Source organism: Pokkaliibacter sp. MBI-7 (genome assembly GCF_029846635.1).
Lineage (GTDB): Bacteria > Pseudomonadota > Gammaproteobacteria > Pseudomonadales > Balneatricaceae > Pokkaliibacter.
On sequence record NZ_JARVTG010000001.1, the window covers coordinates 1075068 to 1092960 of the forward strand.

Here is a 17893-nt window from a genome sequence, read left to right on the forward strand (position 1 = left end):
CATGCTCAGACATAAACGTGGTCCAGATGCTGGTAAAAAGAGGTGTGAGTATAGCCTAACTTTGCAGTCAGGTATTTCTGCAGCGCAGCAGAGACATCGGACACTGTGATGCCAGGGTGATGCGCCACGACTTGAGTCATCTGTAGCCCCTGATAGCCACAAGGGTTGATACGCTGGAAAGGGCTGAGATCCATGTCTACATTGAGTGCCAGGCCATGAAAACTGCAGCCGCGGCGAACACGCAACCCCAATGAGCAAATCTTGTCGCCATCGACGTAGACGCCAGGCGCATCGGCCTTGGGATAAGAGCTGATACCATACTGCCCCAATACGGTCACTACCGCGTTTTCCATCAGTGTCACCAGTTCCCTGACACCAATATGATTACGGCGCAAATCGAGCAGTAAATAACACACCAGCTGACCGGGGCCGTGATAGGTGACCTGGCCGCCACGATCCACATTGACTACCGGGATATCGCCTGGAGCCAGGACGTGCTCGGCTTTACCCGCCTGCCCCTGAGTGAACACCGGGGCGTGCTGAACGATCCAGATCTCATCCTGTTGCTCAGGTCCACGCTGATCGGTAAAGCACTGCATGGCTTTCCAGATCGGCTCATAGGGCTGCACCCCGAGATCCCGGACAATCAGTGACCTGACAAACTCCACAGCAGACTCAGTCTTCTCGCTGTCCTGCATCAGAGCACCATTTTCACCAGCCCAGTACCTTTCAGATCATCAAACATGGCCTGCAACTGAGCTGTGCCTGTAGCGGTAATTTCCATGGTCAGAGATACGAAACGACCATTACGGCTGATGCTCTCACGAATGATGGCCTGATCAAAGCCGGGGGCGTGACGCTCAATAATTTCGATAACGACCCGGCTATAGTGCGGTACGTTATCTCCCATCACCTTGATGGGGTAATTGGGGCAAGGGAACTCGATCTTTGGTGCTTGCGGATCGGTTTCTTTCATATGCCGTCTGTCCTGCTAATGAATCTTATACGATGCGTCATAACGGAGCCTGTGCGTCCGGAAACTCAAGGCTGGGTATAGGTACCCGTATGCTGCTGATAGAGGGCAGCCATTTTTGCCCAAACGGGACCCGGTTGTCCATTTGCAACAGACTGCTCATCCACTTTAACCACTGGCAGCACACCGCGCGACGAGGAGCTAAGCCACACCTCATCTGCACTGCAGAGCTCAGCCACGCTTATATCCGCTTCAAAGACAGGCATCGCTGCCTGCCTGGCCAGTTGCAGCAACAGACTTCGGGTCGTTCCCCCTAGGATATGGGGACTGAGCGGCGGTGTCACAATCTCTCCATGACGCACAATAAAGAGATTGCAGCTCGATCCTTCGAGCACCAGCCCCTCCTTGACCAGCAACGCATCTTCCGCACCGGTGCGCTGCGCCAGTTGTCGGGCCAGTATGTTCGGCAACAGCATGGTCGATTTGATGTCGCAACGACCCCAGCGCACATCCTCAGTCAACACCACTTTGACGCCATTGACCTGTTCCACTGGCCTAGCCAGAGGAGCCGGAATGGGCTGACAACAGGCAAACACCGTCGGCTGAATGGCAGCGCTGTAGGTCATGCTTCGACGACCTTCACTGCCACGGGAGACCTGGAGATAGACTGCCTGATGACCACCGCCGTTACGCTCAACCAGCTGCAGACAGAGCTTCTGCCAGTCCATTTCAACAGTAATGCCGATAGCCTTGAGACTAGTGGCGAAACGCTGCAGATGGGCCTGCATCTCCAGACCCTGGCCATCAACGACAGGAATTAGCTCATAGACGCTATCAGCAAACAGAAAGCCCCGATCAAATACCGAGACTTTTGCTTCCTCCGCCGCCATAAAGACTCCATTGAGGTATACCGTCGACATGGACACTCTCCTCTCATCGTCATTCCAGCTTCAGCTGCTGAAGGCCAGCACACAGTGCTGATACCTTCGATCAGGCAAAAAAATAACTCCCTTCATGCCAGGGCATGAAGGGAGTTACTTGTGACGGTTAACACAGAATCCATCCCCCATGAAAGGCGCAACGCCTTACGTCAGGGGAGCAGTTCTATACGTTACAGCCAGCCCTGAACCTTACGGATCACGCTATCGCTCATACGCTTGAAGAAGCCACCCTCTTCAACTTTATTCAGCGCAACCAGCGGCACCTGACGCACCACCTGATCACCCAGCTTGATGCTGACAGTACCCATCTGCTCACCTTCGGCAATCGGTGCTTCCAGCGCATGGTTCACTTCCAGAGAGGCCTGCAGATTTGCCCCCTGACCACGTGGAATAACCACATTCAGCGGCGTCGCCAGACCCACTGACAGCTGGTCAACATCACCACCCCAGATACGCAGGCTCTGCAGAGACTGTTTAGCATCGTACAGGTGCTGAGTTTCATAGTAGCGGTAACCATAAGCCAGCAGCTTTTGCATTTCCTGGGCGCGAGCCTGAATGCTGTCGGTTCCAAACTCCACGCCGATGAGACGAGTATTATCCCGCTTGGCAGACGCTACCAGGCAATAACCGGCCTCATCGGTATGGCCGGTTTTCAGGCCGTCAACGCTGGGATCACGATCCAGCAGCAGGTTGCGGTTAGGCTGGTGGATGTTGTTGTAGGTGAACTCTTTCTCAGCATACAGGGCGTAGTGATCGGGGTAGTTCTGGATGATATCGCGCGCCAGAATTGCCATGTCATAAGCGCTGGAGTAGTGATTGGGATGGGGCAAGCCCGTAGGGTTCATGAAGTGGGTATCTTTCATACCCAGGCGCTGAGCCATCTGGTTCATCAGATCAGCAAACGCATCTTCACTGCCGGCAATGTGTTCCGCCATGGCCACCGTGGCATCGTTCCCTGACTGAATGACGATACCGCGCATCAGGTCCATGACCGGTACCTGAGTCCCCTCACGAACGAACATGCGGGAGCCGCCGGTCTTCCAGGCGTTAACGCTGATATTGACCAGATCATTGGGCTTCAGACGGCCACGATCCATCTCTGACTCAGCAATGTAAGCCGTCATCAACTTGGTCAGACTGGCCGGGGGAAGCCGCTCGTGCTCGTTGCTGGCCACCAGAATCTGGCCGGTTGTGGCCTCCATCAGAATATAGGATTTGGCAGCGATGTCCGGCGCAGCAGGCACCATTACCTGATTGACAGGCGCAGGAGTGGGGAGAGGCACCGTTTCGGCATGCACTCCCACGGCGGAAAACAGCAAAGGAACGGTGAGGAAACTTGCACTAAGGGTACGTACTGTATTCAACATGACAGGTTCGGTCTTTGGATTTCACTGACGAACAACAATTTAACCGGAAAGCCCTCCAGCAACGCTCAGAGTGATAGCGCTTTCAGCACCTTCACTCTGACCGCCCTTGTGGGCCTCAAGGCAACTTCACAAGGTAGGGCTGACTTAAACCGATTCCCTCAAGGCCTGCCGAAAGCGAGGAAACATCCTCACCCTCACGCAGTGGACCAATCTTCACACGGTAAAGCGTCTGGCCATTCACTTCGGCGGGGTCGACTTTAGCACGTTGCTCCCCCAACTCCAGTTTCAATCTTTGACTGAGCTGATCTGCAGCCTGCGCCGAGCTAAAAGCGGCTACCTGCAGATAATTTCCCGCTGCCAGTGGCGCAGAGGTCGCAGATAATGTGGGCTTGCTACTCGCCACAACAGGTGCAGGCGTCCCGACTACACGGGTCGAGGACACTGCTGGCAGGCTGCTCGTACTACTGCTCCCCATACGCGGTGTCGCAGAAGTTTTGATAGGCGCGACCGGCTTGGACTCCAGTGTCACAGCGGTAAGACCCGTAGAAGTCTCCAAAGGCTCCGAAGTAGCAACACTGGTGTGGTAGTGATCACGCTGCCATTTGGCCGCATCAATGGATTCAACCCGCACACGGGCCGTGCCCTTGTCGGCATAACCCAGTTTGGCCGCTGCCGCATAGGACAAATCAATCAGCCGGTCTTCGTGAAAGGGGCCACGATCATTGACTTTGACAATGACACTGCGGCCATTATCAAGGTTGGTGACCTTGGCAAAGCTGGGAATAGGCAGAGACTTGTGCGCAGCACTCATGCCATACAGATCGTAGTCATCTCCGCTGGAGGTACGATGACCATGGAACTTTTCGCCGTACCAGGAAGCCAACCCGTCAGCCCGATAACCGATATGACTGGGCATGACGCTATAGGTTTTTCCCCAGACTTCATAGGGAGTCTTGTTGCCCCACTTGGAATAAGGCATTACTTGCGGCACGGCATCGGGGATTTGCGCCACATCGCGATATTCGCTCGGCCCACGATCTTTACTGATGGAATAGCGGCCAGCATTTTCAGTGCGCGTACCGGTTGATGAACAACCCGCCAGCAATACCGACACTATGCTCAAAAGAACGAGCAACCACCTCATTTACTTTTTTCTCCAGCGGCGTCACGCGCCATCTTTACTTCATGAGCCAACTGATAGACCGCCATAGCGTAGTGACGGCTATGGTTATAACGGGTAATAACATAGAAGTTATCCAGACCCAGCCAGTACTCCTGCCCTTTGTCTGTTTCCAGTGCCATCAGCAAACCATTCTGATTGCCCAGAAAATCAGGTACACGGATACCGGCCTGACGTATCTGGTTGAGTGGCGTATTCGGTTTGAGCCCCGTCTGCACAAGCGACTTCCAGCCCTCACCTGCAGGTGGCATAACCGGCAATACGGTCACCCCACCCGCTACCCAACCGTGACCAGCGAAGTAGTTGGCCACACTGCCAATGGCATCAACAGGATCTTCCCAGATATCAGGAACGCCATCGCCATTGAAGTCGACGGCATACTGCAGGTAGCTGCTGGGCATGAATTGTCCATACCCCATCGCGCCGGCATAAGACCCTTTAAAGGTCAGCGGGTCGAGTTTTTCTTTGTAGGTAATACGCAGGTAATTGGCCAGCTCCTTACGGAAGAACTCGCCCCGTTTTGGATAGTCAAAGCCCAGTGTTGAGAGCGCATCAACCACACGGTAATTACCCATATTGCCGCCATAACTGGTTTCTACACCGATGATGGCAACGATAACCTCGGCAGGCACACCATACTGGGCTTCGGCACGACTTAATGCCGATTCATTGGCATTCCAGAAGGCAACACCCTTGTTGATGCGGGCCTGAGTTAGAAAGATCTTGCGGTATTCCGACCAGTTCAGACGACGCTCGGCCGGTTTGCTGATAGCTTCTAGAATGCTGTCCTTACGTTCCGCCTGAGACAACACCTGAAGTACCCAGTCCTTGCGGATCCCTTCTTTATCCAGCTGCTGCGCCATCTGTTGCGCTTCGGGATAGTCTGCATATCCATCTGCCCAGGCGTTGCCCAGCAGTGACAGGGCCAGAACCATACCTGCGTATAACCGTGCCTTTCCCATAAAAACCTTTTGCTTGTTCTGAGCCGTTACTACAACGACTACTGATCCTGCGCTTGCTACCTGCGAACCTGCCGTTCCGTACCTTTTGGACAACCGCCAGACTGGCAGAGTAAACAGCACCGCCTGTGGTCGCTACTTATGCATTAATCCCTGCCGCGAGCGGTGTGAATACACGGACATCACCATACCAAAGCTTGTCATCAAAGTAACCACCGAGGTCCCGCCATAACTTACCAGCGGTAAGGGAACACCTACTACCGGCAGCAGGCCACTGACCATGCCGATGTTAACGAAGATATAGACGAAGAAAGTCAGCACCAGACTACCCGACAGCAGCCGGCCGAACAGGTCTTCTGCCTGCGTCGACAGATATAGCCCACGTGCCAGAATCATCATGTACAGGCATAGCAGTACGGCAATACCAACGAAGCCAAACTCCTCACCTAATACCGCCACGATAAAGTCAGTATGACTTTCTGGCAGGAAATGCAGCTGTGACTGAGTGCCAGCCATCCAGCCCTTGCCGAACAGGCCGCCGGAACCAATAGCCGTTTTCGACTGGATAATATTCCAGCCAGAACCCAGCGGATCGCTTTCAGGATCAAGAAAAGTCAGTACACGCTGACGCTGATACTCTCGCATCACCATCCATAACCCAGGCAAAGCAGAGATAGCAGCACCAAGCGCCAGTAACACCCAGCGCCAGGGGACACCTGCCAGCAAGATAGCAAAGACCCCGGATGCAGCAATCAGGATCGATGTTCCAAGGTCAGGCTGCTTGGCGATCATTAGTACCGGAATAGCAATAATCAGCAAGCCGATAATGATATGACTGAAGCGCGGTGGGATCTTTTTGTTCGACAGCCACAGAGCAATGGTCATCGGCAGTACCAGCTTCATCAACTCGGCAGGCTGAAAGCGCGGCAGGCCAGGGATCTCCAGCCAGCGCTGCGCGCCTTTGGCCCCCACACCGACCAGCAGCACTGCCAGCAACAATCCCACGACAAAGACATAGAGCCAGGGCGCAATATTGCGAAGGTAACGCGGCGGTATCCAGGCAAACCCCCACATCACCATAAAGGCCATGAGAAAACGCAGCGCCTGACGCTCGACATATCCCATGTCGCCTTCCGAGGCACTGTAGAGAATGATCAGGCCATATCCCATCAGCAGCAGGAAAGGCAGCATCAGCCAGGGATCCAGGTGCAGCTTCTGCCAGATTGTCGGTGGCGGTGCAAAACCATCTGCACCGCCTTGCAATGACCGCTGAAAGTCCACCTGTTTCATAGCACTACCTTTGCCGCCAGAGGCTTACTGTAACGACTCATGATGCTGGCTCAGTCAGCATCATGAGGAATATCGCCGATGGGATTGTCGTCCGGGTCCTTACCCAGCAGATAGGCATCCATCACTTGCCTGGCAACACCTGCTGCCGCCCCGGCACTGTTCTCCACAATGACGGAAACGACCAGTTTGGGATCATCCGCCGGAGCAAAACCAATGAACAGACTGTGGTCACGGTGGCGCTCATCCAGCTTGCTGGCGTCGTAGCGCTCATCCTGTTTGATCCCCACTACCTGCGCAGTACCGGTCTTACCTGCGATCTTGTAAGCCGCATCTTTACCAATTTTACGGGCAGTACCGGTGCGGCCATTGACCACGTTGACCATGGCATTAGTGATGTAATCCCACAGCTGCGGATTTTTCAGATCGATATCCGGTGGCAGCTGCGCCCGTTGCTCCGCAGCGCGGCGTTCATACTCTGCCACCATAGGGTCCATGTCCGCGGTGATCACATGCTCCGGGTCGCCAAAATGCTTGAGCATGCGCGGCATGACCCACTTGCCACGGTTGGCAATAATCGCGGTGGAAGTGGCAAGCTGCATCGGCGTCGCGAGAAAATACCCCTGACCGATGCTCATGTTGACCGAGTCGCCGGGGAACCAGGCTTGCTTATACATACGCTGTTTCCAGTCACGGGAAGGCAAGATGGCCTTGCTGGCTTCAGGCAGGTCAAGGCTGCCCACCTGGCCATAACCAAAGCGATGGAACCAGTCGGACATGACGTCAATGCCCATCTTGTGGCCGACATCGTAGAAGAAAACGTCGCAGGACTGCGCGATCGCCTGATCAAGATCCAGCAGGCCGTGCCCCCAGCGCTTCCAGTCACGGTACTTACGCCCCTTGCCGTTAATCTGGTACCAGCCCGGGTCAAACACCTTGTAGCCCAGATTGATGGTACCTGACTCGTTGGCAGCAATACCCATCATGGGCTTGACGGTGGAAGCAGGTGGGTAGCGACCGGTCAGAGAACGGTTGAACAACGGCAGGTCCGGGTCATCCTGCAGGGCCTTGTAGCGGTTGAAACTGATCCCTGTGACAAACTCGTTGGGGTCATATCCCGGCACGCTAACCAGCGCCAGAATGCCGCCTGTCTTAGGATCCAGAGCAACTACCGCTCCACGACGCCCTGCCAGCGCCTTTTCTGCCATATGCTGCAGATCCAGATCCAGATACAGCGTCAGATCCAGACCCGGCTTGGGCATTTCCTTTTCCAGTACCCGCAGGATGCGTCCACGGGCATTGGTTTCAACCTTCTGCATCCCGACCTGGCCATGCAGAGCATCTTCATAGTAACGCTCAACACCCAGCTTACCGATGTAGTGGGTGGCACTGTAATTCTCAGCATTAACCTGCTGCAGCTCACGCTCGTTGATTCGCCCGACATATCCCATCGCATGAACGATATCTGACGAATAGGGGTAATGCCGCACCAGATCAGCCTCAACCTGAACGCCCGGCAAACGGTACTGATTCACAGAGATGGCCGCGATTTCCTCTTCGCTGAGTGACAGCTTCAGAGGTACTGACTCATAGGGCCTGCGACGCAGTTTCATGCGACGCTTGAAGCGGTCCACATCAGTCTGATCGAGCGTAATGATATGACCAATGTCATCAATCAGCTGATCAATGTCATCCGCCTTTTCCTTGGTGACGGTGAGTGTAAAGTTCGGCCGGTTGTCCGCCAGCAAATCGCCCTTGGAGTCATAAATCAGTCCGCGGGTGGGGGCAATGGGCACCAGCTGTACCCGGTTCTGATCAGACAGCGTGACGAAGCGGTCGTACTGGTAGACCTGCAGATAGAGCAGCCGCCCGATCAACACCAGGATAAGTACCATGATCAGCAGCCAGGCAGTCACTACCCGGCTGTTGAACAGGCGCTTCTCCTGTCCGTGATTGCGTATTGTCAGCTGATCGCGTTGAAAGGAGCCGGGCATAAACCTTTACTTATGGTAGGGATGACCCTGCAGAATGGTCCAGGCGCGATACAGTTGTTCCGCCAGTACCACCCTGACCAGAGGATGGGGGAGAGTCAGCGCCGACAGCGACCATTTGGCATCAGCTCGCTGCAAGCAGCGGCTGTCCAGTCCGTCAGGGCCACCGACCAGCAAACTGATGTTAACCCCCTCCATGCGCCAGTCACTGAGTTGCTGCGCCAGATCTTCGGTGCTCCAGGGCTTACCTTTGACATCCAGCGCAATGACCCGGTCCTGAGCACCGATGGCGGCAAGCATGGCATCGCCTTCCTGGCGGATCGCCCGCACTAGGTCAGCGTTCTTGCCACGGTGTCCCATAGGCAGCTCAATCAGCTCCAGTGACATCTCCGCCGGCAGCCGTTTGGCATATTCCTGATAGCCCTGCTCAACCCAGCCAGGCATCTTCGACCCTACGGCCAACAGGCGAATTTTCATTAGTGTGCAGCGCCCTCAGGACGTGCCCACAGACGCTCAAGATCATAGAAGGCACGAGCCTGTGGCTGCATGACGTGCACCACCACATCACCCAGGTCAACCAGTACCCATTCTGATGCCTCGCGCCCCTCTACACCCATAGGCTGCAGACCACGCTTCTTAACCTCCTCGGTCAGGTATTCGGAAATGGCCTTGACGTGACGGTTTGATGTACCGGACGCAATCACCATATAGTCAGTCACACTGGACAGGCCACGGACATCCAATACCTTGATTTCTTTGGCCTTCATATCGGCCAGCAGGTTATCAATCTCGCTGAGTAAAACTGTTGTTTCCATCTTGCCTCTGATTACATGGGCTCAGCGCCATACAGGCGCTGTTGTTGTAAGTACGACCACACCGCATCCGGCAGCAGAAAGCGTGCCGAGCGCCGCAGACGAATTAGGTTTCTGATATAGGTAGCACTGATGTCCAGTGTCGGCACGGTCAAACGCAGAACCTGCCCATGAGCAGCCAGTGGCACGGCTCCCATATCATGCACTGCACAACCGTGCAGCCATTCTGCTACTTCACCCTGACTCGGCCATTCCCATCCAGGACGGGCCACGACAATCAAATTGGCCAGTTCAAGCAGCTCCTGCCACCGATGCCAGCAAGGCAGCGACAGCAGCGAATCCATTCCTATCACCCAGCACAGCGAACGTTCATTGCCGACCTGCTGCCGCATCGCTTCCAGCGTCAGTACCGTGTAAGACGGCGTCTGACGCTGCAATTCCTGCTGATCGATTAACAGCTGCGGCTCACCTGCAATGGCCAGTTGCAACATGGCCACCCGCTGATGCTGATCAGCACCAGTGGCCGCCTTATGCACAGGCTGCTGACAGGGTAACAAACGAATTTGGGCTTCGGGCAGCGCGTCGGCCAACTCCATGGCAACGCGCAGGTGACCATTGTGCACTGGGTCAAACGTCCCTCCCAGCAGCACAATGGCAGACTCAGCGACGGATTTGCCCATCGCCGAGCACGATATATTTCTGGGATGTCAGACCTTCCAGGCCAACCGGGCCACGGGCGTGGATTTTATCGGTGGAGATACCGATTTCAGCTCCCAGCCCATATTCGAAGCCATCAGCAAAACGGGTAGAAGCGTTGACCATGACTGAGCTGGAATCCACTTCACGCAGGAAACGACGTGCTTTGCTGTAGTTCTCAGTAACAATCGCGTCGGTGTGCTGAGAGCTGTAGGTATTGATGTGATCCATCGCCTGATCAAGGCCATCGACGATACGAATGGCCAGCACAGGGGCAAGATACTCAGTGCTCCAGTCTTCCTCCGTGGCCGCCTGTATATCACCAAGAATGGCACAGGTACGGGAGCATCCCCGCAATTCCACCCCCAGCTCGTGATAGCGCTCAGCCAGCTGAGGCAATACAACGTCAGCAACCATGCCATCTACCAGCAGGGTCTCCATGGTATTGCAGGTCCCATAACGATGGGTCTTGGCATTGATAGCAATATTGATCGCCTTGGTCAGATCCGCTTCACTATCAATGTAAACGTGACAGATACCGTCCAGATGTTTGATCACAGGGACACGCGCTTCGCGACTGATACGTTCAATCAAGCCCTTGCCGCCTCGTGGGACGATGACATCTACAAACTCAGGCATGGTGATCAGATAGCCAACCGCCGCACGATCCGTAGTCTCGATGACCTGCACAGCATCCGCTGGCAGCCCTGCAACCTGCAGACCATGACGAATACACGCAGCCAGTGCCTGGTTAGAGGCAATAGCTTCTGAACCACCACGCAGAATAGCCGCATTACCAGACTTCAGACACAGACTGGCTGCTTCCATGGTGACATTGGGACGGGACTCATAAATGATGCCGATGACACCCAGAGGGACACGCATCTTACCGATCTGAATGCCGGAAGGTCGGTAAGCCATGTCAGAAATCTCGCCTACGGGATCAGGCAAGGACGCAACCTGACGCAGGCCTTCGATCATGTTATCGATCCGGGCCGGTGTCAGTGCCAGACGGTCAAGCATTGCGGCATCCAGGCCATTGCTGCGACCACGTTGCAGGTCCTCTTCATTGGCCTGCATCAGCTCATCGCGCTTGCTGGCAACCGCTTCTGCCATGGCCAGAAGAGCCTTGTTCTTTTGCTCTGTTTCCGCTCGTGCCATCGCACGGGATGCGGTGCGGGCCTGCTGGCCCACAGACTGCATGTAACTTTCCACGCTCAGGGATGAGCGGTCTTCATTCGCGTTCATGGAACGGCATTCCTCGGCTGACAAAGTGACGTATTGAGCCAATCACCTTACTGATGATGACACTCAACTCGTCCGGCATTCAGACAGGGATACCCGCCCTGTCCTCAAGAATCGGCCATTATAGCCTGAGGACAACTCACTCTCCATCCGTCATGATGTTACTAAAGCACTCTGGACTGCTCCGAACAGCTCCCTCAGTGCTCAACACTCCATGTCATGATCCAGCCAGCCATGTATCAGTGCCAGTCGCTGGGTTGCCGATTCAGCCTGCAGCAACTGCAGCTGGCAGACTGGCGGCAACGGCAGGCAGCTTCCCAGCTTCCAGCTCAGGACATTGGCATTAGGTAACTGCTGACATCGCACCGGACTGTCGCGGGCAATGAGTGGGTGAGTACACATGGCTTCAAACAACTCGATAAGACAGCCGTGATCAACCCCCAGGGGTTCCTCTGCCTCAGGCCACCGTTCCACTTCCCCTCTCCAGAGGCCGTCAGCCTCCTGCCAGCGTCTGCCGATATTGACACGCTCCAGACCATGCACCTCCAGCTCCAGCAAACCGTCGGCCTGCTTATGGAAGTCATCGACCCTGACCAGACAACCTACCTGAGCGAACTGCTGCTCATCAGGACTCCCTTCTGCACCATCCAGCAACGGGGTAATGACAAAACACTGCTGCTGTTTCATCACTTCGCAGGTCATCCGCAGATAACGCTGCTCAAAAACGCGCAGACTCAGGTTGGCGTAAGGGAAAGCCGTCATTCTCAATGGAAATATTGGAAAAATATCCATAGCTCAGCACTTCACTTCCTGATCGCTATGCCATCATTCATGGGGCTCATGTTGGGATTCTTCCAGTTCATCAGGATGTAAAGCTGCTCCCCAGCTCGGCATCAGCTGCTGCGGAATACCTAACTGGTTGAGAATGCGAGCCACGATAAAGTCGATAAGGTCATTGATAGACTGTGGGCGGTGATAGAAACCAGGGCTGGCAGGCAATATAACCGCCCCCATGCGCGTCAGCTTGAGCATATGTTCAAGATGGATTTCAGAGTATGGGCTTTCTCGCGGCACCAGAATAAGTTGGCGACGCTCTTTCAGTGCCACATCAGCCGCCCGCTCAATCAGGTTATTGCTGGCGCCGCAGGCGATCGCAGACAGCGTACCCGTGCTGCAAGGGCATACCACCATGGCACTGGGCGCCCCAGAGCCGGAAGCCACCGGCGCCATCCATTGCTCACGGGAGAAGACACGAATCTGCCCTGGCTTGGCACTGAGACGCGAGGTCAGATAGTTTTCCAGCGCTGCACTCTGCCCCGACAACGACCAGTCGGTTTCCGTCGCGGCAACCACCTGAGCAGCCTTGGAAACCATGACAAACACTTGCTTATCCGCTGCTACAAGGCACTCCAGCAAGCGCAGCCCATACTGCAATCCCGAAGCCCCTGTCATGGCCAGGGTGACAATGGAGGGGTTTGGCTGCCACATCATTAACACTCCTGTCCGGCGAAGCGCTGCTGCAATGCCAGCAGGAGCTTGCCGTGAACCCCGCCAAATCCGCCGTTGCTCATGATAACAACATGACTACCGGGAGTTGCCTCAGCGGCAACCCGCTCAACCAAGGCAGAAATATCCTGCAGAAGGTAAGCCGCATTCGGGCATGCGGCCACCACGTCATCCAGTTGCCAGTCCAATCCTTCAGGCTGGTACCAATAAACTGCATCGGCTGTGCTGACTGACGCAGGCAAGCTTGCCTTGTGCACCCCCATACGCATGGTATTGGAGCGAGGCTCAATCAGCACCAGCAATGGCGCCTCACCGATACGCTGGCGCAACCCCTGCAAGGTTGTCGCAATGGCCGTAGGATGATGGGCAAAATCGTCATAAACCGTTACACCACCGGGTGTCCCCAGCACTTCCATTCGCCGCTTGGGCGTTTGAAACTCTGCCAGCGCCAGCAAAGCCTGTTGCGGCAACACCCCTACATGGTGCGCCGCAGCCACGGCGTTGAGCGCGTTACTGACACTATGATCACCTGTGAGCGACCACTGCACTTCTCCCACATCCTGCCTGTGATGCCAGACCCGAAAATGGCTGCCATCAGCACTCAGTTTATCCGCTCGCCAGACGGCGCTACTCTGCGGGTCGGTAGCCATCGTCGTGGCAGCCTGCTCACTCCAGCACCCCATGGTCAGCACCCGTTGCAGGGCCTCATCTTCAGCAGGAAAAATCAGTCGCCCAGATGCTGGCACCGTACGTAGCAGATGATGAAACTGGCGCTGGATCGCCTCAAGATCAGGAAAGATATCAGCATGATCATATTCGAGGTTATTCATGATCAAGGTACGGGGACGGTAGTGGACAAACTTGGAACGCTTGTCGAAGAAAGCACTGTCGTACTCATCAGCCTCAATAACAAAGAAAGGAGTATCACCCAGACGCGCTGACTGACTGAAATTACGCGGCACACCGCCGATAAGAAAGCCCGGCGCCATGCCTGCATGCTCAAGAATCCAGGCCAGCATAGACGCCGTGGTAGTTTTACCGTGGGTACCTGAAACGGCCAGCACCCAGCGCTCCGGTAACACGTGCTCAGCCAGCCACTGAGGGCCGGAAATGTAGGGAATACCCAAGTCCAGCACTGCTTCTACCGCAGGATTACCCCGGGATAACGCATTGCCAATGATCACCAGATCCGGCCTTGGCTGCAGATGCTCTACTCTATAGCCCTGACTGAGAGCAATGCCTGCGGCTTCAAGCTGGGTGCTCATGGGCGGGTAAACATTGGCATCACTGCCAGAGACCCGGTAGCCAAGTTCTTTGGCAAGCACCGCGAGGCTCCCCATAAAGGTGCCACAGATACCGAGAATATGGATATGCAAGGGTGTACTGGCTTGCCCGACGCCAGGCGCAGCAGAAGTGCTCATAACTGGTTGATCAACTTCGGGATGAGCGGAAAGCTGCTCCGACATAGAAAGCGTCCTTGGGATTACATGAAAATTGCATGTTAATAACGTATGATAGTGCGCCCATCAAGACCGCACTCGAACACATACTGCCTCACTCAGGACACACAGGGAATAAATTGCATGAAAAGGCTGCATCAGTTTCTGCGCGAACAACATACCTCCCCGGAGTTGATAGAGCTGATCGATACGCTCCTGGTGGCCTGTAAAGAAGTCGCCTACCTGCTGAAACAGGGTGCACTGGCCGGCATTCTGGGCTCTGCCGGGGCAGAAAACATTCAGGGAGAGACGCAGAAGAAGCTGGATGTACTATCCAACGATCTGCTGAAAAAGACCTTACTATCATGCAATCTGGTCAAGGGTATCGCCTCGGAAGAAGAGGACTTTCCCGTTGCAGGCAATCCCAACGGTAAATATCTGGTAACCTTTGACCCGCTGGATGGCTCTTCCAACATCGACGTCAACGTATCTGTTGGTACCATTTTTTCCATTCTGCAGGCACCCACTGACCTGGCTGGCGATGACGAGAGCGCCTTCCTGCAGCAAGGCAGCAAACAAGTTGCCGCTGGCTACGTACTCTATGGCCCCTCCAACATCCTGGTCATGACCACTGGCAAGGGCACCCATATGTTTACCCTGGCCAATACCGGCGATTTTTTCCTGACCCGCGAACTGGTTCAGGTACCGGTTACGACCAAGGAATTTGCCATCAACATGTCCAACCAGCGCTTCTGGGAACATGCGATGCAGAGCTATGTAGATGACATGCTCAAAGGCGAAGAAGGCCCTCTGGCCAAACGCTACAACATGCGCTGGGTTGCCTCCATGGTTGCAGAAGTGCACCGCATCCTGACACGCGGCGGTATCTTCATGTACCCCTACGATTACCGTGAACCGAAGAAACCCGGCAAGCTGCGACTGATGTATGAAGGCAACCCCATGAGTTTCCTGATTGAACAGGCAGGTGGGCTGAGCACCAACGCCTATACCCATATCATGGGCATCCAGCCTAAAGGGATTCACGAGCGCGTTGCTGTTGTGCTCGGCTCAAAAGATGAAGTAAACATCGCTCTGGACTATCACCGCCGTCTGGCTGGCAGCCAGCAGGGCGACTAAGCGGAAGTGCAGTAGTAAATAAGGGAGCCAAGGCTTAATGCCAGTCAGTTAAGCTGACTGGCATTTTTATTTCTGGTCGGATACTTGGACGGCTTGGGCTTGACCACCCGCGGGTAACTGCGCTCCTCACGTCGATGAGGCAGGACGTAGTGCATGGCCGAAGCCTGTAGTTCAGCCAGGTAGCGAGGGATGTTGCCTGGATGATTCAAAGAGACCCCGTTCAAGAAGCCCAGGATCGCCCAGGTGCAGGCGGTGAAACTCATTTCGCAGGGGGAGATGCCAGGGCAGTGGCGACTCATTTCCAGCATTTGATAACGCAGCAGATTGTACCCCAGCAGTACGCCCCACAGCTCTTGTTCAATCATCTCCGGCGTTTTACTGCGCAGTGTGTAGTGACCCGCGAGCATGCCTTGCTTCATTTCTCGATAGCCCAATTCGATTTCCCAACGCTGGCTGTACAGATCCACGATGTCATCTGGCGGAAAGCGCAGAGGATCGATCATCGAAGTCAGTACTTGCCGGACTTTGCCCTTGATGGTCTTGCTTAATAACCTGGCCTGTAGCGTGTCGGGCAGCTCGGGCCATTGCTTACGCGCCTGCGGCGAGGTCTTCAGCGAGACGATGGCATCCTGGCGCCCCAGCTTGTATAGCACCTCATATTGAGCATCCTTGCGCAGCGGCAGTAGCCAATGGCGCTGAGTGCCTGTTTGTTGCCAGCGATGAAGAAGCCCCAGCGAATAGAAGCCACGGTCGAACAAGGTCAGCGAGTGATCGGGTGTGCTGTCGATCAGTTGTTCGGCCAGCTTCATCTCGTTGCTGTGATAACCGGCAAAAGCACTGCTCACCAGCATGTGACTGGTCAGTTCCATCTGGCAGACCATGCGCACTTGGGGATAGCCGGTATCGCCATGCTGATTACTGGCGCTGCCATAGTGCTTGCGGTTGTCGTCCGTATCCGCTGTGCGCCAGACCACGCCATCGACACTGAGCAGGCGCAAACCCGCCCAGGTGGGGTGATTGGCGCTGGCATGCCAGCGTTGTTGCGTCAGGGAAAAGACTTCTCGCACCGCCGCACTGCCCAGGCGCTGCCGACCTTGCACGATGGCACTGGGTGCCACCAGTGGCCTCTGCCCAGGCAGCATGATGTCCATACGACTCGCAGCATCCCAGGCCGACATCCGGCGAAACAACGCCATGGCGATCACGCACCAGATCATGGACTCAAGAGGGAGGCGTCGCTTACGTATGGTCGCCACTCCCGCCGTTTCCAGTGCGGTGCTGACCAGGTCTGGATCAAGCAGCGCCCCCAGTTCATCAAGGGCGTGAGTAGTAGAAGCGGCTTCGTGAGTCAGTGCCAAGGCGCGGGACAGTCGCATAAAAAATCCGATGCTCAAAACAAGCATCGGATTTTCGTTTCAGGGCGCAAAAGGTCAAGCTGTTGGGCTTAACTGACTGGCATTAAGCCAAGGCTCCCTTATTTACTCTTTATGACGTGTTAACAATCCGTCCCACTGAGACGGACAACGCCTTTCCACTGAAGCTGGTAAAGCCTCAAAGATCATAGGGAGCGGCCTGCGGCAGACCGTCCCCCTGCTCTTCTTTCTGCAGTGCCTGCAGCAGCGGATTGCTCTGATCTACCACATCGCGTAATCGCTGCAATGCCTCCATCACTCGTCTTGACTGCTCACGCAGCATGGCATCCGGATTTCGCCAGCGGCTCAGTTCACGCTGCGCCTGATGAAAACAGTTCAATGCCTGATCCAGCTTGCTGTCATGCTCAAGATGAGTCGCAACCTGCATCAGGGTACATACCCGCATTTTTGACGTGAGCTGAATCAGACTGCGCTTGAGCGGGATCAACTCCTCCCGGCTGGCCCCAACCTGGCCACTGACAGCAATCAGGGCTTTCAGACCAAGCTGAAAACGCTGCGAATAAAACTCCACTTCCCGCAACGAGTGTTTAGCCAGCAGCAACCACTCGTCCTTTTCCAGCACCTCCATGTTGATAACATCTACGGCTTCACGCTCCATGGCATCAGTCAACTGGCCGTACTGGCGCAATGCCTGGGTTAGACGCTGCAAAGCCTGACGATAGGGCTCAATAACTCGCCGATCAGCCGTACAGTCATGCAAGGCATCCAGAGCATCCACTAACAAGGGGTGATATTTCAGATAAAAACGCAACGTCGCCTCACGTGCCAGCATCTGTCGCCGATGGCGTAACCAGCACGACAAAATAAAGGCAACAGCACATACCACCAGGGTGATAAGAACGATCGTTTTTAACCAAACCGGCATGGCAAAATGCTCAACAACTTCAGGCCTGGACGAGAAAAGGCAGGAAAACAGGGGCATACAGC

Annotated in this window: 18 protein-coding genes; 1 reads left to right on the top strand and 17 read right to left on the bottom strand. The window is 55.2% G+C overall.

Annotated elements, in window-relative coordinates:
• Positions 1–5 precede the first annotated feature (5 nt).
• The 15 genes from lipB to mpl form a co-directional block, all read right to left on the bottom strand.
• Complete coding sequence (gene lipB / locus QCD60_RS04770; RefSeq protein WP_279782916.1) at positions 6–698, bottom strand: lipoyl(octanoyl) transferase LipB; 693 nt, start codon at positions 696–698, stop codon at positions 6–8.
• Positions 698–976, bottom strand: coding sequence for a DUF493 family protein (locus tag QCD60_RS04775; protein ID WP_279782918.1), 279 nt, complete (start codon positions 974–976; stop codon positions 698–700). Before QCD60_RS04775 ends, lipB begins: the two co-directional genes overlap by 1 nt.
• A gap of 65 nt (positions 977–1041) precedes the next feature.
• Positions 1042–1893: a D-amino acid aminotransferase gene (locus tag QCD60_RS04780; RefSeq protein WP_279782920.1), complete on the bottom strand. Its 852-nt coding sequence runs from the start codon at positions 1891–1893 to the stop codon at positions 1042–1044.
• A gap of 191 nt (positions 1894–2084) precedes the next feature.
• On the bottom strand, positions 2085–3281 hold the full coding sequence (locus tag QCD60_RS04785) for a D-alanyl-D-alanine carboxypeptidase family protein (RefSeq protein ID WP_324767218.1): 1197 nt from the start codon (positions 3279–3281) through the stop codon (positions 2085–2087).
• 115 nt (positions 3282–3396) lie between these two features.
• Positions 3397–4425, bottom strand: a complete 1029-nt coding sequence (locus QCD60_RS04790; RefSeq protein WP_279782922.1) for a septal ring lytic transglycosylase RlpA family protein — start codon at positions 4423–4425, stop codon at positions 3397–3399.
• A complete protein-coding gene (gene mltB, locus QCD60_RS04795; RefSeq protein ID WP_279782924.1) occupies positions 4422–5423 on the bottom strand; it encodes a lytic murein transglycosylase B in 1002 nt (333 codons plus the stop codon). Before mltB ends, QCD60_RS04790 begins: the two co-directional genes overlap by 4 nt.
• Before the next feature lie 132 nt (positions 5424–5555).
• On the bottom strand, positions 5556–6710 hold the full coding sequence (gene rodA, locus QCD60_RS04800; protein WP_279782926.1) for a rod shape-determining protein RodA: 1155 nt from the start codon (positions 6708–6710) through the stop codon (positions 5556–5558).
• Between the two features lie 50 nt (positions 6711–6760).
• Positions 6761–8701, bottom strand: a complete 1941-nt coding sequence (gene mrdA, locus QCD60_RS04805) for a penicillin-binding protein 2 (RefSeq protein WP_104151938.1) — start codon at positions 8699–8701, stop codon at positions 6761–6763.
• Between the two features lie 6 nt (positions 8702–8707).
• Positions 8708–9175, bottom strand: coding sequence for a 23S rRNA (pseudouridine(1915)-N(3))-methyltransferase RlmH (rlmH, locus tag QCD60_RS04810; protein ID WP_104151939.1), 468 nt, complete (start codon positions 9173–9175; stop codon positions 8708–8710).
• On the bottom strand, positions 9175–9513 hold the full coding sequence (gene rsfS, locus QCD60_RS04815) for a ribosome silencing factor (protein ID WP_104151940.1): 339 nt from the start codon (positions 9511–9513) through the stop codon (positions 9175–9177). The genes rlmH and rsfS overlap by 1 nt, the downstream gene beginning before the upstream one ends.
• An 11-nt stretch (positions 9514–9524) precedes the next feature.
• Positions 9525–10190, bottom strand: coding sequence for a nicotinate-nucleotide adenylyltransferase (gene nadD / locus QCD60_RS04820; protein WP_279782931.1), 666 nt, complete (start codon positions 10188–10190; stop codon positions 9525–9527).
• Positions 10171–11427, bottom strand: a complete 1257-nt coding sequence (locus QCD60_RS04825) for a glutamate-5-semialdehyde dehydrogenase (RefSeq protein WP_279787882.1) — start codon at positions 11425–11427, stop codon at positions 10171–10173. Before QCD60_RS04825 ends, nadD begins: the two co-directional genes overlap by 20 nt.
• Positions 11428–11655: 228 nt before the next feature.
• Positions 11656–12243, bottom strand: coding sequence for an LON peptidase substrate-binding domain-containing protein (locus tag QCD60_RS04830; protein ID WP_279782933.1), 588 nt, complete (start codon positions 12241–12243; stop codon positions 11656–11658).
• Positions 12244–12276: 33 nt separating this feature from the next.
• The gene (locus QCD60_RS04835; RefSeq protein WP_279787883.1) at positions 12277–12939 is read right to left on the bottom strand and encodes a UbiX family flavin prenyltransferase; all 663 of its coding nucleotides are present in this window, start codon (positions 12937–12939) and stop codon (positions 12277–12279) included.
• 2 nt (positions 12940–12941) lie between these two features.
• Positions 12942–14333 (bottom strand): UDP-N-acetylmuramate:L-alanyl-gamma-D-glutamyl-meso-diaminopimelate ligase, encoded by a 1392-nt coding sequence (mpl, locus tag QCD60_RS04840; protein WP_279787884.1) that lies wholly within the window; start codon positions 14331–14333, stop codon positions 12942–12944.
• Positions 14334–14540: 207 nt separating this feature from the next.
• Here mpl and QCD60_RS04845 point away from each other — a divergent pair, with 207 nt between their 5' ends.
• Positions 14541–15533 (top strand): class 1 fructose-bisphosphatase, encoded by a 993-nt coding sequence (locus QCD60_RS04845; protein ID WP_104151943.1) that lies wholly within the window; start codon positions 14541–14543, stop codon positions 15531–15533.
• Between the two features lie 44 nt (positions 15534–15577).
• Here QCD60_RS04845 and QCD60_RS04850 read toward each other — a convergent pair whose 3' ends face one another.
• Together QCD60_RS04850 and QCD60_RS04855 are read right to left on the bottom strand one after the other, a co-directional pair.
• On the bottom strand, positions 15578–16909 hold the full coding sequence (locus tag QCD60_RS04850) for an IS4 family transposase (RefSeq protein ID WP_279781589.1): 1332 nt from the start codon (positions 16907–16909) through the stop codon (positions 15578–15580).
• A 175-nt stretch (positions 16910–17084) separates the two neighbouring features.
• Positions 17085–17831 (bottom strand): hypothetical protein, encoded by a 747-nt coding sequence (locus QCD60_RS04855; protein WP_279782936.1) that lies wholly within the window; start codon positions 17829–17831, stop codon positions 17085–17087.
• Positions 17832–17893 lie beyond the last annotated feature (62 nt).

What these genes read in the sequence shown, in the direction of transcription:
- lipB (WP_279782916.1), bottom strand. Translation starts at nt 698, where the DNA reads ATGCAGGACAGCGAGAAGACTGAGTCTGCTGTGGAGTTTGTCAGGTCA.
- QCD60_RS04790 (WP_279782922.1), bottom strand. Translation starts at nt 4,425, where the DNA reads ATGAGGTGGTTGCTCGTTCTTTTGAGCATAGTGTCGGTATTGCTGGCG.
- QCD60_RS04830 (WP_279782933.1), bottom strand. Translation starts at nt 12,243, where the DNA reads ATGGATATTTTTCCAATATTTCCATTGAGAATGACGGCTTTCCCTTAC.
- QCD60_RS04845 (WP_104151943.1), top strand. Translation starts at nt 14,541, where the DNA reads ATGAAAAGGCTGCATCAGTTTCTGCGCGAACAACATACCTCCCCGGAG.
- nadD (WP_279782931.1), bottom strand. Translation starts at nt 10,190, where the DNA reads ATGGGCAAATCCGTCGCTGAGTCTGCCATTGTGCTGCTGGGAGGGACG.
- QCD60_RS04850 (WP_279781589.1), bottom strand. Translation starts at nt 16,909, where the DNA reads ATGCGACTGTCCCGCGCCTTGGCACTGACTCACGAAGCCGCTTCTACT.
- QCD60_RS04775 (WP_279782918.1), bottom strand. Translation starts at nt 976, where the DNA reads ATGAAAGAAACCGATCCGCAAGCACCAAAGATCGAGTTCCCTTGCCCC.
- QCD60_RS04780 (WP_279782920.1), bottom strand. Translation starts at nt 1,893, where the DNA reads ATGTCGACGGTATACCTCAATGGAGTCTTTATGGCGGCGGAGGAAGCA.
- QCD60_RS04855 (WP_279782936.1), bottom strand. Translation starts at nt 17,831, where the DNA reads ATGCCGGTTTGGTTAAAAACGATCGTTCTTATCACCCTGGTGGTATGT.
- mltB (WP_279782924.1), bottom strand. Translation starts at nt 5,423, where the DNA reads ATGGGAAAGGCACGGTTATACGCAGGTATGGTTCTGGCCCTGTCACTG.
- QCD60_RS04785 (WP_324767218.1), bottom strand. Translation starts at nt 3,281, where the DNA reads ATGTTGAATACAGTACGTACCCTTAGTGCAAGTTTCCTCACCGTTCCT.
- rlmH (WP_104151939.1), bottom strand. Translation starts at nt 9,175, where the DNA reads ATGAAAATTCGCCTGTTGGCCGTAGGGTCGAAGATGCCTGGCTGGGTT.
- rsfS (WP_104151940.1), bottom strand. Translation starts at nt 9,513, where the DNA reads ATGGAAACAACAGTTTTACTCAGCGAGATTGATAACCTGCTGGCCGAT.
- QCD60_RS04835 (WP_279787883.1), bottom strand. Translation starts at nt 12,939, where the DNA reads ATGTGGCAGCCAAACCCCTCCATTGTCACCCTGGCCATGACAGGGGCT.
- mrdA (WP_104151938.1), bottom strand. Translation starts at nt 8,701, where the DNA reads ATGCCCGGCTCCTTTCAACGCGATCAGCTGACAATACGCAATCACGGA.
- rodA (WP_279782926.1), bottom strand. Translation starts at nt 6,710, where the DNA reads ATGAAACAGGTGGACTTTCAGCGGTCATTGCAAGGCGGTGCAGATGGT.